Here is a 16,281-nt window from a genome sequence, read left to right on the forward strand (position 1 = left end):
GCATCGGGCCGTGCTAGCCTCGCGCTCCCATGAGCGACAAAGCCACGGACCTGAGGCAACGCCTGATCCGCAACTTCAACACGGCAAACCTCGAGCGTTTCCAGCGCGCGCCGCTGTACGACACCTCGTTTGCGGGCCTCGCCGAGGGCACGGCCGCGAAAAAGCTCGGCGCTTCGATCGACGTCATGCCCCCGGGCGGCCGCGGCTGCCCCTACCATTACCACTACGCGCAGGAGGAGATGTTCATCGTCCTCGAAGGCGAAGGCACGCTGCGCGTGGCCGGTGAGCATTTGCCGATCGCGGCCGGCGACGTGGTCTTCATCCCGCCGGGCCCCGAATACCCGCACCAGATTCTCAATACATCGAGCGCGCCGCTCAAATACCTGTCGATCAGCACGATGGAGTACCCCGAGATCTGCGAGTACCCCGATTCGGGCAAGTACCTCGCGAAGGCCGATGCGAAAGCCGGGGCATTCCGCGTCGTGCAGCGCAAGGAGACCTCGGTCGATTACTGGGACGGGGAGCCGTAGAGGCTCGGGGCGGTGCCGGAACGCCCAGGGCGTCAAATTCCTGTTCCCTTGCTCGTGGAGGTCTGCTACGAGGCGCCGCGTCACTCACGATCAGGGAAGGAACCGTTGCTCCCCATGAAAAGCTCGATTCATACCATCGCGTCCATGGTTGTCGTCGCCGCCGCCCTCGCAGGCTGCGGCAAAGGCGAGGAAGCCCTCGTCCGGGTGCAGGTGCCCGAGGCGAAGTGCGAGGTCGCGATCCCCGGGAACATGTCGATCACGGATGCGTCGGCGTCGGGGTTCTGGGTCGTCCCGAAGGGCAAGAGCAAGCTCGATGGGATGCTCGTCGCCGTGACGCCCGTCGGGCAAATGGGCGACCTCGCGCCCCCCGACGCCCAGGACGTCAAGGTCGACAAGGACCAGAAAAACCCCGATGGCTCCGCCGCGCGCGAGGGCTCCTACAAGACCGCCGTCCAGAGCTTCTACGTGGCGGAGTACGCCTATCCGATCGGCAAGGACTGGCTGCACTGCAACATCAAGGCGGCGAAGGTCGAGCGAAGGGACGAGGTCGCCAAGCTCTGCCGCGTGCTCGCGCCGAAGGCGCTCTAGAGCCCCTCGCGCTCGATCCCTTCCAGCAGGCCGTTCCCACCTCCCCCCGCGACCACGCGCAAGCCGGGGGCTGCGTCGTCGAAAAACGGTTGCAAGTTCAGACGTTCCACGTCGCCGGAACATCTCCGTTGACATCCTCCCCGACACGACCATAGGGTGCGTCCCGTGCTGGTGGTCGGGCTTCGGCCCGGCCTTAAAAAGGGAACCCGGTGAGAGTCCGGGACTGCCCCGCAGCGGTCATCGAGAACGAAATTCGCCTCATGCACTGGGACCTTCGGGACCTGGGAAGCGGCGAAAAGTAGAAATCCGGCAATCGCCGAAGCGCTCGTGAGTCCGAAGACCTGCCCGCACCCGACCCCGGGAGACATCCGGAGTCGGTTCGACCTGGGAGCCTCGTGGGAAGGCGGGAAGGTCCGAGCGGCGCACCTTCGTGCGCTCGTCCCGGTCTCGACCTGTCCCTCGCGCTGGTGTTCCAGTCGCCCGCGGGGGCGAAGGTCGGTCCGAGGGCTCCCTATGGGTCCAGCGCGGCGCGCGCGCATCGGCAGGCTTTCTCTCCCGCGGGTTTCAACCCGAGCGGTCTGGTCCCGCTCGGATACGGGACCGAAGAGGAGGCAGCCTGATGCAGAACGAGACGACCCCGAACGGCAGCGGCGCGGCGCCGTTGCGGGCGACCACGCGGACGACGAGCTCGACGGCGGGTGAGACCTATGCGCCGACGACCATGCGCGTAAAAAAGCGCAATGGATCGAGCGAGCCGGTCGACGTCAACAAGATCGTGCGCGCCGTGGGCCGATGCTGCACGGGACTTTCGGACGTCGATGCGCTGCGCATCGCGACCAAGACCATCAGCGGCCTTTACGACGGCGCGACGACCCGCGAGCTCGACCAGCTCTCGATCCAGACGGCGGCAGGCCTCATCGTCGAAGAGCCCCAATACGCGCGTCTCGCGGCCCGGCTCCTCTCGACGTACGTCGAGAAGGAAGTTCGCAATCAGGAGATCCACGCCTTCTCGCAGTCCGTCGCCGCGGGGCATCGCCTCGGGCTCGTCAACGATCGCCTGCAAACGTTCGTCGCCGGCAACGCCCGCAAGCTCAACGACGCGCTCGTCCCGGAGCGGGATCGCGAGTTCGAATACTTCGGCCTCCGGACGCTGTACGACCGGTATCTGCTCAAGCACCCGACGTCGCGCCTCGTCCTCGAGACGCCGCAGCAGTTCTTCATGCGCATCGCGTGCGCCCTGTCGGAGACGGTGCAGGACGCGCTCGGGCTCTATCACCTCTTCTCGTCGCTCGAATACCTGCCGAGCTCGCCGACGCTCTTCAATGCAGGGACGCGCCACGAGCAGCTCTCGAGCTGCTTCCTCCTCGACTCCCCCGAGGATCACCTCGAGAACATCTATCGGAGCTACACGGACGTCGCGATGCTGTCGAAGTTCTCGGGCGGCATCGGGCTCGCCTACACCCGCGTCCGCTCGCGCGGCTCGCTCATCGAGAGCACGAACGGCCATTCCAATGGGATCGTGCCCTGGCTGAAGACGCTCGACGCCTCCGTCGCAGCCGTCAACCAGGGCGGCAAGCGCAAGGGCGCGTGCTGCGTGTATCTCGAACCGTGGCACGCGGACGTCGAGGAGTTCCTCGAGCTGCGTGACAACACCGGCGACGACGCGAGCCGCACGCACAACTTGAACATCGCCAACTGGGTCCCGGACCTGTTCATGAAGCGCGTCGAGGCCGACGCATCCTGGAGCCTCTTCGACCCGAAGAGGGTGCCGGATCTCCCCGATCTCTACGGCGAAGCCTTCGAGCGTCGATACGAGGAAGCCGAACGGGCAGGACTGGCGCTCAGGACCATCAAAGCGCGTCACCTTTATGCGCGGATGATGCGCACACTCGCGCAAACCGGCAACGGCTGGATGACGTTCAAGGACAAGTCGAACCGCGCCTGCAACCAGACCGCCCTCCCCGGGCGCGTCGTGCACCTCTCGAACCTCTGCACGGAGATCCTCGAGGTGACGTCGACGGAGGAGACCGCCGTTTGCAACCTCGGCTCGATCAACCTCGCCAGGCACACGCGGGTCACCGACGACCACATCATCACATTCGATTTCGACAAGCTCGGGCATACCGTGAGGACCGCGGTCCGGCAGCTCGACCGCGTCATCGACCTCAACTACTACCCCATCGCCTCCACGCGGGCGTCGAACCTGCGCTGGCGACCGATCGGCCTCGGTCTGATGGGGCTTCAGGATGTCTTCTTTCAGATGCATCTCGCATTCGACGCGCCCGAGGCCCGCGCGCTTTCGAAGCGAATCTCCGAGGAGGTCTATTACCATGCGCTCGCGGCGTCCGTCGAGCTCGCCGAGGAGAAAGGGCGTCACCCGGCATTCGAAGAGACACGCGCCGCGCGTGGAGAGCTCCAGTTCGACGCGTGGGGCGTGACGCCCGACGACGCTGCGCGCTGGGAGCTGCTTCGCGCCCGGATCGCCACGCATGGAATGCGCAACTCGCTGCTCTGCGCCATTGCGCCGACCGCGACGATCGCCTCCATCGCCGGCTGCTACGAGTGCATCGAGCCGCAGGTGAGCAACCTCTTCAAGCGAGAAACGCTCTCCGGCGACTTCCTCCAGGTGAACCGATACCTCGCCCGCGAGCTCAAAACCCTCGGTCTGTGGACCGAGTCGATGCGTTCGCGCCTCAAGCTCTCGGAAGGCTCCGTGCAGAGGATCGACGAGCTGCCGGAGGAGCTGCGCGCCGTCTACCGCACAGCGTGGGAGATCCCGATGCGCTCGCTCATCGACATGGCGGCCGATCGCGGAGCCTTCCTCGATCAGAGCCAGTCCCTCAACCTCTTCATGGAGAGCCCCAACATCGGGCAGCTCTCGTCGATGTATTTCTACGCCTGGAAGAAGGGCCTGAAGACGACCTATTACCTGCGATCCCGCCCCGCGACGCGCATCGCAAAGGCCACGGTCGAGGAGCCCCAATCGACATCGAGCCGAGAAGGCGATCCCGGCCGCACGCCGGGATGGACGCCGCCGCCCCCCCGCGCCACAACGACAGACGACGCAGCCGTGGCGTGCTCGCTCGAAAACCCCGAGAGCTGCGAGGCATGCCAATGAGCGCCGCCACCCGCCCCACCCGCCTGCTCGATCCAGGCCTCTGCCTGACGCTCCGGCCGATGACATACCCGAAATTCTTCGAGATGTACCGCGCGGCCATCAAGAACACATGGACCGTCGAGGAGGTCGATTTTTCGACCGACGTCGGCGACCTCAAAAAGAAGATGAGCGACGCCGAGCGACACCTCGTGCAGCGCCTCGTCGCCTTCTTCGCGACCGGCGACTCCATCGTCGCAAACAACGTGGTCCTGAACCTGTACAAGCACATCAACGCGCCCGAGGCCCGGATGTACTTGTCGAGGCAGCTCTACGAGGAAGCGCTCCACGTGCAATTCTATCTGACGCTCCTCGACACGTACGTCCCCGACCCGGAAGACCGCCACCGCGCATTCGCCGCCGTCGAGAACATCCCCTCGATCCGGAAGAAGGCCGCCTTCTGCATGAAATGGCTCGACACCACGCGGTCACTCGACCAACTCGATTCGCGCGCCGAGCGGCGCGCCTTCCTGTTGAACCTCATCTGCTTCGCCGCCTGCATCGAGGGCCTCTTCTTCTTCGGCGCATTCGCCTACGTGTATTTCCTTCGCTCCCGCGGCCTGCTCCACGGCCTCGCAGCGGGAACCAACTGGGTCTTCCGCGACGAGAGCGCACACATGGCCTTCGCCTTCGAAGTCGTGAAGACCGTGCGGCGCGAGGAGCCCGAGCTCTTCGACGCCACACTCTCCAGCGCCGTAGCCGACATGCTCGACGAGGCCATCGCATGCGAAATGCAATTCGCCGAGGACCTGCTCGGCGAAGGCATCGCCGGCATGTCGACCCGCGACGTCCGCCGCTACCTCGAATTCTGCGCCGATCAACGCCTCGCGACACTCGATCTCCCAAAACGCTTCAGGACGCAGAACCCATTCTCCTTCATGGACCTCCAGGACGTCCAAGAGGTCACGAACTTCTTCGAGCGGCGCGCCTCGGCCTACCAAGTCGGCGTCTCCGGCGAGGTCGTGCTCGACGCCGCGTTCTGAGACGCCTCGCTGGGGCGTTGCCCCAGGCCCCACCAGGGGCTATCCGCCCCTGGACCCGGACCAGCGCAAGCGCTGGACTCGGGGTCGATGAACTGCGCAATGCGCAGTTCATCGAACGGGCCAGGTCAAGACCGCGAGCGATCCTGCCAGCCAAGACAGCAGCGCTGACGGTTCAACCGGCACCGCGGTACCACCGGCCTGTGGGAAGAACTGCGCATCGCGCAGTTCTTCCCCAAATGGTCCAGGGCTGGCCCTGGTCCGGGTCGAGGGGCGGACAGCCCCCGCGGGGCCCGGGGCAGCGCCCCGGCGCGACGGCCCCCGATGCGATGCTGGCTACGGGAACGTGCCGGCGCACGACTCCAGGGCGGAGCGGGGCGCCTGGCAAACGTCTCTCCAGGAGCACCTCGCGTCTGCCACGCAATCGATGTAGGTCTCGAATTCGTCGTCACAGCCGCGTGACTCCGCGGTGGATTGGAGCTTGCTGCCGTCGGTCAGGCAAGCGTCTGCGACCACGTCGTTGCATTCGCGGATGTCCTCGCAGACGTCCTCGACCGTGTTCTGACAGCCCAGGCTCAGCATTGCGAGCCCCAGCATCACGAAGAGGACGCGCTTCATGCCCCACCTCCCATTCCACCGACGCCGCCTGCGCCGCCGACGCCGCCCACGCCGCCGCTTCCGCCTGCGCCTCCGCTGCCGCCGGCGCCGCCGATGCCGCCTTCGCCTCCGCTGCCGCCCGCGCCGCCGCTTCCTCCGGTGCCGCCGCTTCCTCCGGTGCCGCCGAAGCCTCCGACGCCGCCGCAGAATGCGCCGCAGCTACAGGCTTTCTTCCCCGGGAAATCGCCGCCGAAGGGGTTGTCGGCGGGCATTGCGGGGCGCTGGTCGCAGGTCGAGCCGGAGGGGCAGTCCGCGCTCGTTTGGCACTCGATCGTGGCGACACACGCGAGGCCGAGCGAGAATGCGCCCCCCGAGCTGCAGATGAACCCGGGCCCGCACTCCCCGTCGCTGTGGCATTGGTCGAAGTTCAGGTTGCAGCCGTCCGAGTCCTGGTAGCAGGAGCCGGCGAGGATGAGGAGCGGCAGGACGGCGAGGCGTCCTAACTGCCGGATGCGTGAAGTTGACGATGGGTGAAGTAAGCTCATGGTCGCGACCATACCACGGATGGCGTATCACCGCACGGTTTGGCGCGAAGGGGCTTCGCGGGGGCCGGACGTGATCGGGTGTCCGTGCGCGCGTCGTTGGTGCGGCTTGTGGGAGGGGCGGGAGGAAGGCGGGGTCGGCGCGGGGGCACTACCCTTCGATCGAGGTCTTTGCGGCCGACGCGGCTGCGGTTTCCTGGTTCTTGCGCCGGGTGGCGACGCTCTTGTCCGCGTATTGCGCGCGATATTGGAGGGTCGATTCGAACGTCGCGAGCAGGCCGGGCTTCTTCTCGTCCTTCGCGGTGTCGGCGACCATCTTGCCAAGCCGGCTCAGCATGCCTTCGAGTTTGTCCTCATAGAAGGCTTCGCTCTCCCGGAGGACCTCGGCGAGCTTGTCGGCCTCGGGGCGCTGGGCGCGGATGGCCTGGAGGAGCTGCGTGGCGTCCACGATCTCGGCATAGAAGTCCGGATGGATGCGCGCCTCGTCGCCGTGGACGGGCATCGCCGCGGCGAGGTCGGCGAGCACGGTCGCGCAGCCCGGCTTCGAGCGCTTGAGCTTGGGCAGCTCGCCATGCTTGACGTCGACGAGCTTCTCTTTGAGCGCCGACGCATCGACGATTCCATGGCCCGTGTACTTGCCGATCGCGTTCTCCGACATGGTGATCCTCCTTGGAAAGGGGAGCGGGTCCCGTGTGCGCGTTCGACGAACGGTGGGTATTCATCATCCGCTGCGAGCAGCTTCTTGGCGTATGGGCAGATCGCGTCTCGTGGCCTGCGGGTCGCCTCCGCCGCCGCTCCCGTTGCCTCTGCCTGCTGCCTCCAGCATGACCGCGACCTCGACGGACAGCCCTCCCCCTACGCCGGGGGCCCTCGCCGGGACGGGCGAGCGAACGATGGCCCGTCCGTTGCGTGATCACCGAGGAAGGTACGGTCGATGTCCGTTGACGGGCTCGGGGGCTTCGTCGACGGGTGGTGGGGTCATTACGTCACTCGGGTTCTGAACTGGGCCCACTTGGGGGCGCCCCATCCTTCTTATCCCTTGACGCGCCGTCCCATCGCATCAAGCATCCCAGGCATCCGCCTTTTCACGCTGCGGTTGTCAGCCGGATTCGACGACAGATGCCCCTTCCAATGACCCGTATGCCTTTGCGCTCCTCTGGGCTCGTGCTCAGCGTCCTGCTTGCCGCTTGCGGTTCGCAGCAGACCCTCGCGCCATCGCCGAGCAAACCGGACGCTTCACGGGGTTCGCCCGCGACAGCCGCGACGGCGGCACCGGACAAGGCTTCGAACCTTCACACGGCCTGCGAGCGGAAGGATGCCCGGGCCTGCTTCGACCTCGCGGTCCTCATGGAAGAAGACAGCGGCGCACCCAAGGACGAGGCGCGCGTGAGGGCGCTGTACAAGAAAGCTTGCGACGGCGGCGATCTGCGGGGATGCATCAAGCTTCACACCGATGCCTGCGATCGCGGCGAAGCGTTGGGCTGCGCGGCGCTCGCGGAGATGGCCGAGAGCGGCAAAGGCGTGTCCAAGGATCCGAACCGCGCCCTGGAGCTCTACATCAAGGCGTGCGACGGAGGCCATCTGAGCAGTTGCACCAAGGGCCTCACGCTCATCGACGGCGCTGGCGTCGAAAAGAACGACGCACGCGCGGCAGCTCTGTATGGCAAGGCCTGCGATGGGGGCAGTCTCGCGAGTTGCACCGTCGTCGGCAATCTCTACGCGGACGGTCGTGGCGTCGCCAAGGATGAAGCGCGCGCGGCGGCTCTGTATGAAAAGGCCTGTGATGGGGGCAATCTCGGGGGTTGCACCAGCCTCGGCAATCTCTACGCGGACGGTCGTGGCGTCGCAAAGGACGAAGCGCGCGCGGTGGCTCTGTATGAAAAGGCCTGCGATGCGGGCGATTCTTTTGGCTGCAACTACTTGGGCAATATGGTCTCCAACGGGAGGGGCGTCGCAAAGGACGTCGTGCGCGCGATGGCTCTGTATGAAAAGGCCTGCGATGCGGGCAATCCCTTCGGCTGCCACCTCCTCGGCTTTGGGTACAAGCTCGGTTACGGCGTCGCAAAAAACGAAGCGCGCGCGCTGGTTCTGCTTGCCACTGCCTGCGAGGGGCACGTCGTCGCGAGCTGCTACGATCTCGGCATCCTCGCCGAGGACCTCTTGAGACGTGGCCTCAGCAACAAGGACGAGGGTCACCGTCTCGCCAAGCTCGGCTTCGACGAAGCCTGCAAGCTCGGAGACAAGAAGGGCTGCGAGAAATCGTCGCAGTTCAAACCGTAATCCCAACGCGAGTACTTCAAATGGGCCCAGGATCGACCGAAAGGGCCCACCACCCGTCGACGTCCTCGCCGAGCTCGTCGTCGAGGCCGGGGCCTTCGTCCACGTCCTCGCCGTGCTCGTCGTCGAGCGCGGGGCCTTCGTCCACGTCCTCGCCGAGCTCGTCGTCGAGCGCGGGGCCTTCGTCCACGTCCTCGCCCAGCTCGTCGTCGAGCGTCGGGCCTTCGTCCACGTCCTCGCCCAGCTCGTCGTCGAGGCCGGGGGCTTCGTCGACGTCCTCGCCCAGCTCCTCGTCGAGCGTCGGGCCTTCGTCCACGTCCTCGCCCAGCTCGTCAACGACCGCTCGGCCTTCGTGCTTCGAGCGGCCCTACACGCCGGGTCGCGTGAGCGCGGCGCAAAGCTCGCGGAGCTGGAACGACTCTGCCAGCGCCCGCACCTCGGCCACCCATGCCGAGAGCCGTGCGTCTTCCGCTTCCATTGCGTCGAGTTTTTGCAAGAGCTCCGGGATCCGCCCCCGGTCGGCGAGATCGAGCAAGCGCGCCATGTCCTCCGCCGGCGGCTCGCTCCGCGGCGCGACCTCCTCCTCGGCACCTCGAGCGACGCGCGGCGCGCGAATCCAGGTGAGGTCGAGGCGCCGCGCGAGCACGTCGAAGAGCGCCGGGAGTCGCACGGGTTTGGGGAGGAACTCGTCGCAGCCGGCGTCCTTGGCGCGCCGTTGCTCCGCTTCGTCGACGCTCGCGGAGGAGGCGACGAGGGGCAACCCGGCGAGGAGGGGGAGACGACGCAGGCGCCGCGCGATCTCGTCGCCCGCGAGGTCCGGCAGCGCGAGATCGAGGATCACGAGGTCCGGCTTTCGGGCCTCGATCGAGGCGAGGGCTCGCGTGCCGTCCTCGGCTTCGAGGACCTCGAACCCGAGAGGCTCGAGCGCGTCACGCACGAACGCACGATTGCCTTCGTTGTCGTCGACGACGACCACGACACGCCGCTCCCCTTCGTAGCCGGTGAGGACCTCGGCGGGGTGCTCCTCCATCGCCGGCATGCCTCGCGCGAGGACGGGCAGACGAAGCGAGACCCAGAACGTGCTGCCTTCGCCGGGCGCGCTCTTCACGTCGAGCAGGCCGCCCATTTGCTCCACGATCCGCCGGCTGATGGAGAGCCCGAGCCCGGCGCCCTCGGCGCGCGCCCGCCGATCGCTCGCCTGCTCGAAGGGCTCGAAGATCCGCGCGACATCGGCGGCCGCGATCCCCGGGCCCGTGTCCTCCACCCGAAAAACGAATTCACCGCTGCCCTGGATTTCGACCCGGAGCGTGACGCTTCCCTTGCGGGTGAACTTGATGGCGTTGCCGAGCAGGTTGAGGAGGACCTGCGTCAGTCGTTTCGGATCGACCTCGACCCATTCGGGCAGCGCCCCGGCGATCACGTAATGAAAAGCGAGCCGCTTCTGCTCCGCGCGGACCCGGCACAGATCCGCGACGCTCTGCAAGAGCGCCGGCAGATGGACCTCCGACGGGACGAGCGCCATCTTGCCCGCCTCGATCCGCGCGAGGTCGAGGACGTCGTCGATGAGCGCGAGCAGGTGCTCGCCCGATCGCTTTACGATATCGAGCCCGGCGCGATCCTTCCGCGAGAGGTCGGGCGACTGGGCGAGCAGCTGCGCGTACCCGAGGATTCCATTGAGGGGCGTGCGCAGCTCGTGGCTCATGCTGGTGAGGAAGCTCGATTTTGCCTGATTCGCCGCGTCCGCCGCCTCTTTGGCCGCCGAAAGCTCCGCGGTCCGCTCTTCCACCTGTCGCTGGAGCTCGCGGTTCCGCCGCGCGAACGCCCGGACCCGGAGCCGCACGCCGCCGTAGACGAGCCCCAAAGCCGCGACGGCATACCCGAGGTAGGCCCACCACGTCCGCCAGGGCGCGGCTCTCACCTGGAATGCAATCGCCGCCGGCCCCGCGACGACGCCGGCGTGATCACGGCCCCAGACCTGGAACGTGTACGCGCCTTCCGGGAGGTTCGTGTACCGCACCTTCGCGTCCGCGGTCCACGCGCTCGGCGCCGCGTCGAAACCGACCATCTGGGTGCGATACTGCGTGCTGCGCTCGTGGAGGAAGCTGAGCAGCGCGTAATCGAACGACACCGTATTCTGGTCCCAGGCGAGCGCCGCGCCGGGCGAAAGCGCGAGCGCGCCGTCCGCGGCCCGCGCGGAGGAGAACACGAGGGGCCCGCCCGCGTGATCCGGGACCTCTTCCGCCGGATCGAAGACCGCCGCGCCCTCGTTCATGCCCACCCAGATGCGCCCGCGGCTGTCGACCGAGGCGGTCCCCGCATTGCACTCGTCGCCCGGCAACCCGTCCTCGCGCGTGAACACGTACACGGAAAACTCCGCGGGGTCCTCGGGCGTCGGCGTGCGAGGGGTGAGGCGCGCGATGCCCCGGTTGGTGCCGAGATACACGCGGCAGAGCGCGTCCGCGCGCGCGAAAAGCACGGTGCTGTCCGGCAGGGCCGGGTTCGACCTCTCGTTCAGCGACGGGAGCCAGGCCTCCGCGTCGAGATCGTATCGCGCGGCGCCGCCGCCCGCGGTGCCCACCCAGAGGACCCGCGCCCCGCGCACGTCGCGGAGCTCGGTGAGCGTCACGATGAGGTCCGTGCCGAGGGGCGAATTCGTGGTCGTATACGTCCGCCAAACGCCGTCGTCATCGAGCCGAGACAACCCTTTGGTCGTCCCGAACCAGGCCGTCGTCTTCCCGCCGGGGCGCGTGGTCTCGAGAACGGCGAGCAGATTGTCGTGGATGAGGCCGCTTTTGCCCTCCTTGTAGACCGGCCCCCTGCCCTGTTCGTCGAGGCGCGCGGCGCCGGCCGTCGTGCCGACCCAGAGCGCACGCCCGTCCACAGACTCGCTGGCGGCGTAAACGACCTCGTACGGGAGCGAGGAGTTCTTCCGGGTGAGGGTGGAGAGCTTTCCATGGGCCCAGCGGTGCAGCCCCTTGCCGGCGCCGCCTATCCAGACCACGCCCGGTTGATGCCGCGAAGGCAGGAGGAAAGCGAGCCGCTGGCTCATCTCGGCGGCTTCCTCGGGGGAGAGGACCGGTGCAAAACCCTGCTCCGAGGACCGGAGGAGCTGGTTTCGCACGGCGAGCCAGATCTCGGGCGCGCCGCCCGGCGTGGTGACCTCCGCGACGCCGCGCACGGCACCGGGCACGCCTGCGCTCCGCTCGGTGAAGCCGACCCAGCCGTCGTGCCGCAAGCGACCCAGGCCCCCGCTCTCGGTGCCGATCCACAACGTGCGGCCGCCATTCGCTCCCCCGCTCGCCAGGAGCGTAACGACGTAATCGTCCGGCAGGCTCGTGTTTTTCGTGGTCAGCGTCGTCCACACCCCGTCCTCCAGGCGGGCGAGGCCCCCGCCGCCGGTGCCGATCCAGAGCGTCCGTTTCCCGGAGCCGCTCACGGTTTCGGCGAGCGCGCGAATGCCCTGGGCCGGGCTCGCCACGCCCGAAGGCGCGACGAACTGCCAGCGCCCTTCCGCATACCGGACGAGCCCCTTGCGCGTGCCGGCCCAGAGCACGCGACGGCGCGCCTCGTCGCTCGTCTCCCAAAGCGCGTTGATGACCGTGTCCGGCGGTCCTTCCCCGGAGGATTCGAAGGGCGCGCAGCGGTGATCCTCGCAATGAAAGAGCCCCCGACCCGTGCCGACCCAGAGCGTCGGCTCGCCGCTCGGGAGCGTCCCCGGATGAAGGGCGCGCACGTCGATATGCCCGATCCCCGGCCCGAAATCGACCCGCGAAAAGCGCGCGCCCTCGAACCGGTAGAGCCCGTTGAGCGTCCCCGCCCAGAGCGCGAATCCATTCGCGGAAGGCGCTTCGACGAGCGCGCCGACCTCCCGCTCGGTCGTGAGGCCTTCCCCGGGCCCGAAGCGGGTGAAGCTGCCCTCCGCATAACGGAGGATGTGGCCGGTGTACATCCCGAGCCAGACGGCCCCGTCGCGCGTTCCGGCGATCGCCTGCACCCAGCTCGACGCTTGTTCGGGCGGCAGCGACAGGGACGTGAAGCGGCGCCCGTCGTAGGAGGCGGCCCCGCCTTGCGTGCCGATCCACAGCCGGCCCGCGGTATCGAAGGCGATGGCATTGACGGTGCTCTGCGGGACACCGTCATCCAGGCCGAACGTGCGGATCCAAGGCACGCCGCGGGTCCGGATGTCGGTGGCTGCGGTGGACGTGCGCGCGGAGGTGGCCACGAGCGCGACGGCGAGGACGGCGACGAGGTGACGGGGCACGCGGGGGGATGCTACAGGGAGCACAGGGCGCTCGCCACGACGGACGCTGGTTTACCCGGTGGAGCTCGCCTCCGCCTCTGCTCGCCTGCTAAAGCTCGAGATGGGCCGACCAAAGGCCTGCGCGCTCGGGGGCGTGCACGGCGTAGACCATGCCGGGCTTGGGCCAGAAGACCTCGCCGAATTCGGCGACGCCCGTATCGACCTCGATCTGCTGGTCCCTGTCGGAAATCCAGGCCTCCAGCGTGCCGGCCCCGAGCGCGTCGTCCCAGTCGCGAACATACCCGAGGGCAGAGGCCTGACGGGCAAGACGCGGGGTCGAGCGGTGGACACGCGGGACGCGGAGCGACTCGGCGAGCGTCCCGGAATCGAACAGGACGAGCGTCCCGACGTTCCCTGCCGCGTCCGCGTCCGCGAGGGCCGCGAGCTCGTCCTGCCCCGAACGCCATAGCCCGACAAACCCTTCGAAGTGCGGCGAAAAACCGGCTTCGAGCGACCATGTACCCAGCGTGCCCTTCGCGCCGTCGTGATCCAGGTCGAAGAAAAAACCGGCCTTGTGCGGCCAGACGAGCAGATCGAGCCTCGGGTTCGTCCCCACGAGCACGGGCTCGCCGGATCCCTCCACGGCCCATAACTCGCGCGCCTGGCCCGGCGCCTCGCGTTCGAAGAAAATCCACGCGGTCTCGAAGCCGCTATAGGCACGCACGGACGTCACGCCGGAGGAAAAGACGCGTGTTTGCCCCGTCATCCGATCCTGCACCGCGAGCACGCCGGCCGCGCAGTCCTCGCGATACGCGAGCATCAAGCGCTGCGACCAGGGATATTCGGGTTTGCACGGCACGGCCGGCGTGTGGATGGCCGCGGGCTCGTCGTCGCCCGCTTTCAGCACCCAGAGGCCTTTTTCATCGACATAAGCCGCTTCGTCGCCGAGCGGCGCGATGGCCACCTCGGTCACGCCCATTCCCGCGGTTTGCAGGCGGTTTCCGTCGCGATCCCGCACGACCAGGCGCCCGCCCTCGACGAGCCAGAATCGGTCCCTCGTGTACGTCCAGAAGCCCGCGCCCTCGGCGATCGTACGCACGGCGCCGGCCCAGGGGTCGATCCGCACGACCCGGCCCGCGGTCGTCCGCGCGACATGGGCCTCGATCCTTCCATCGGCGTCGACGATCGACCGCACCGGCGCATCGACGGAAGGGACACGCGCGCGCTCCGTGCAAGACGCGTCGAAGACACGCAGATCCCCGCTCTTGGCCCCGATCTCTCCCTCGAGCGTCAGGATGCGGGCCGGGCGCGCGTCGAGAGGCGGCGCGTTTGGTCCGGCCCCGAAGACGCTCCCTTGCCGGATCGTGTCGTACCAGAATGCCTTTCCCAGCGAGCACGTGCGTGGTTCGTCCTCGGCGAGCGAGACCAGGACCACCTCGTGATTCCCCGGCTCGCGCTCGTGCTCCGCCACGACGAACGGCCCCTCCGGCACCGTCCCGCCGACGACGAGGCCACGAAACAGGCCGTCCGCGTGCGAGGCGGAGCTGCACTCGACGGCGACCTCGGAGCTGCTGCACGCGGGGAGCAGCGCCGCCGCAAAGGCGCCGAACGCGGCGAGGGCGCCGCGGCTTCGTGCTCCCTCCGTCGCCGCACGTCTGAACCTCCGCGCCCGTCCGTCAAGCGTCATGACACACCTCATGCGCCCGCATGTTGCCATGGGAGGGTGGAAGATTCGAACGCGCGTCTCGCGAGGGCGCCCATCTTGCCTCCTCCCCTCACCCGGGCCTGGCCCGGGAAGGAGGTCTCCATGCAAATCCTCTTGTTCCTCGCGACACTGATCCTTTTTGCGCGCCCCGCGCTCGCCGCGTCTCACGTCGAAGTCTCGTTTCGTTACGAACGTGCAGACAATGCACGCACCGAATCCGGCACCCGCTCCGTCGAGGTCCCGCCCCTCGGGGCCCCCGGCCTCACCGTGACCGATCCCGGCATCGAAAAGACGATTTTCCTGGCGCAGACCGCGCAGACCCTCGTGGATTTCCTGGGCCGATACGAGAGATCCTGCCGCGAGCCCGTTCGCCCCTGGGAAGCTCGCATCGTCCTCGATTGCGCCGCCCCTCGCAAGGCCGTCGCTGCCGCGCTCCGCACCGAAATCCAGACCATGGATGCCCGGATCCTGGCGAACCCGCGTCTCCGCGCGGATCGGGACGTCGCGGAGGTCCTGGATCTCACGCGCGCCCTTTCGGCGAACATGGAGCAAGCCCGCCCGCCCGTCGGCGGCTATTCGCTCCCCTCCCCCTGGCCCCTGTCACGGAATTTCCGCGCGGCGGCGGCGCCCATGGCTGCGCTCGCCGTCACCGGCGGCGGGGCGCAGGGGTTCGGGTATTTTCGCAAGCTCGTGCGGAGTGCGAGCGTGCCCAAGGCCGACGTGCTCACGGTCGAGGGGTTCTTGCGCGAGTTTTCCCTGCCCCTCACCCCCGCCGAACCGTGCCGCACCCTCGTTTGCGTCGATCCTGCCGTGGCCGTCGATGCCGAGAAGCGACGGCTCTACGTGCAGCTCGGCATGACCTCGTCGACGACGGCGGCGGCGTTCCGGCGCGATCCGCTGAACCTCGCCGTGGTGCTCGACGTCAGCGGCTCGATGAGCGCCACGGACGGCACCGAAAAATCGCGGCTCGAATGGGCCAAGGACGCGCTCGTCCGGACGATCGACGAGCTCGGCGAGGCGGATGTCCTGTCGATCGTGCTCTTTGACACGAACAGCGAGATCCTCGTCCGGCCCGAGCACGTGCGCGACAAGCAGGCGCTCATCACAAAGGTAAAAGCTCTCGAGACGCGCGGATCGACGAACCTGGAAGCCGGCCTGCGGGATGGATTCACGCTCGTCCGTGAAAACGTCGATCGCCTGCCGGGCTACGAGCACCGGGTGATCCTCATCTCGGACGCGGGGCTCAACACGGGCGTGACGGATACCGCCTCGCTCGAGCGGCTCGTGAACGAACAGGCGAGCCGGCGCATCGGTTTGACCGCGCTCGGAGTCGGAGAGAACTTCCACCAGTCGGTGATCCACGCGATCACGAACAGCCGGGGCGGCAATTACCTGTTCGTGCAATCGGGGGAGGACATGCTCCGGTATTTCAAGGCGTTCGACTATCTCGTGATGCCCGTGGCCTACGATTTCACCGTCGGCGCGTTCGTCGAGGGGCTCGGCGTCGAGCTCGTGCGCGCCTACGGGGTCACGACGGAGGGCGGAGTACAGCCCACGCGAAACCTGATCGATCTGAAGACGCTGTTCTTCACGGAGGCCGGCGGCGCAATCTTGCTCGAATACGCGTTGCCCGGGGCGCGCGGGGAGTAGAACTTTCCCTGCCCGGGA

General features: G+C 67.7%; 12 protein-coding genes and 1 riboswitch. Of the genes, 6 read left to right on the forward strand and 6 right to left on the reverse strand.

The window, feature by feature from the left end; all coding sequences use genetic code 11:
• The first annotated feature begins 29 nt into the window (after positions 1 to 29).
• The 4 genes from QHF85_RS08900 (at position 30) to QHF85_RS08915 (ending at position 5,255) form a co-directional block, all read left to right on the forward strand.
• A complete protein-coding gene (locus tag QHF85_RS08900; protein WP_281326663.1) occupies positions 30 to 530 on the forward strand; it encodes a cupin domain-containing protein in 501 nt (166 codons plus the stop codon).
• Between the two features lie 114 nt (positions 531 to 644).
• The gene (locus tag QHF85_RS08905) at positions 645 to 1,118 is read left to right on the forward strand and encodes a hypothetical protein (RefSeq protein WP_281326664.1); all 474 of its coding nucleotides are present in this window, start codon (positions 645 to 647) and stop codon (positions 1,116 to 1,118) included.
• 152 nt (positions 1,119 to 1,270) lie between these two features.
• A riboswitch (cobalamin riboswitch) is annotated at positions 1,271 to 1,482 on the forward strand.
• A gap of 357 nt (positions 1,483 to 1,839) precedes the next feature.
• Complete coding sequence (locus QHF85_RS08910; protein WP_348652724.1) at positions 1,840 to 4,236, forward strand: ribonucleoside-diphosphate reductase subunit alpha; 2,397 nt, start codon at positions 1,840 to 1,842, stop codon at positions 4,234 to 4,236.
• On the forward strand, positions 4,233 to 5,255 hold the full coding sequence (locus QHF85_RS08915; protein WP_281326666.1) for a ribonucleotide-diphosphate reductase subunit beta: 1,023 nt from the start codon (positions 4,233 to 4,235) through the stop codon (positions 5,253 to 5,255). The genes QHF85_RS08910 and QHF85_RS08915 overlap by 4 nt, the downstream gene beginning before the upstream one ends.
• Before the next feature lie 333 nt (positions 5,256 to 5,588).
• Here QHF85_RS08915 and QHF85_RS08920 read toward each other — a convergent pair whose 3' ends face one another.
• The 3 genes from QHF85_RS08920 to QHF85_RS08930 form a co-directional block, all read right to left on the reverse strand.
• A complete protein-coding gene (locus tag QHF85_RS08920) occupies positions 5,589 to 5,870 on the reverse strand; it encodes a hypothetical protein (protein WP_281326667.1) in 282 nt (93 codons plus the stop codon).
• Entirely contained in the window at positions 5,867 to 6,394 is a 528-nt protein-coding gene (locus QHF85_RS08925) for a hypothetical protein (RefSeq protein WP_281326668.1), read from the reverse strand. Before QHF85_RS08925 ends, QHF85_RS08920 begins: the two co-directional genes overlap by 4 nt.
• 148 nt (positions 6,395 to 6,542) lie before the next feature.
• Entirely contained in the window at positions 6,543 to 7,049 is a 507-nt protein-coding gene (locus QHF85_RS08930; RefSeq protein WP_281326669.1) for a hypothetical protein, read from the reverse strand.
• 314 nt (positions 7,050 to 7,363) lie between these two features.
• Here QHF85_RS08930 and QHF85_RS08935 point away from each other — a divergent pair, with 314 nt between their 5' ends.
• Positions 7,364 to 8,671, forward strand: a complete 1,308-nt coding sequence (locus QHF85_RS08935; protein ID WP_281326670.1) for an SEL1-like repeat protein — start codon at positions 7,364 to 7,366, stop codon at positions 8,669 to 8,671.
• Between the two features lie 16 nt (positions 8,672 to 8,687).
• Here QHF85_RS08935 and QHF85_RS08940 read toward each other — a convergent pair whose 3' ends face one another.
• The 3 genes from QHF85_RS08940 to QHF85_RS08950 form a co-directional block, all read right to left on the reverse strand.
• Positions 8,688 to 8,984, reverse strand: a complete 297-nt coding sequence (locus QHF85_RS08940; protein ID WP_281326671.1) for a hypothetical protein — start codon at positions 8,982 to 8,984, stop codon at positions 8,688 to 8,690.
• Positions 8,985 to 9,035: 51 nt separating this feature from the next.
• A complete protein-coding gene (locus tag QHF85_RS08945; protein WP_281326672.1) occupies positions 9,036 to 12,929 on the reverse strand; it encodes a hybrid sensor histidine kinase/response regulator in 3,894 nt (1,297 codons plus the stop codon).
• Between the two features lie 88 nt (positions 12,930 to 13,017).
• A complete protein-coding gene (locus QHF85_RS08950; protein WP_281326673.1) occupies positions 13,018 to 14,595 on the reverse strand; it encodes a hypothetical protein in 1,578 nt (525 codons plus the stop codon).
• Positions 14,596 to 14,715: 120 nt separating this feature from the next.
• On the opposite strand from QHF85_RS08950, the gene QHF85_RS08955 reads away from it, so the two are divergent.
• Entirely contained in the window at positions 14,716 to 16,263 is a 1,548-nt protein-coding gene (locus tag QHF85_RS08955; RefSeq protein ID WP_281326674.1) for a VWA domain-containing protein, read from the forward strand.
• The last annotated feature ends 18 nt before the right edge of the window (positions 16,264 to 16,281 follow it).

This window comes from Polyangium sp. 6x1 (assembly GCF_029946515.1).
Classification (GTDB): Bacteria; Myxococcota_A; Polyangia; order Polyangiales; family Polyangiaceae; genus Polyangium.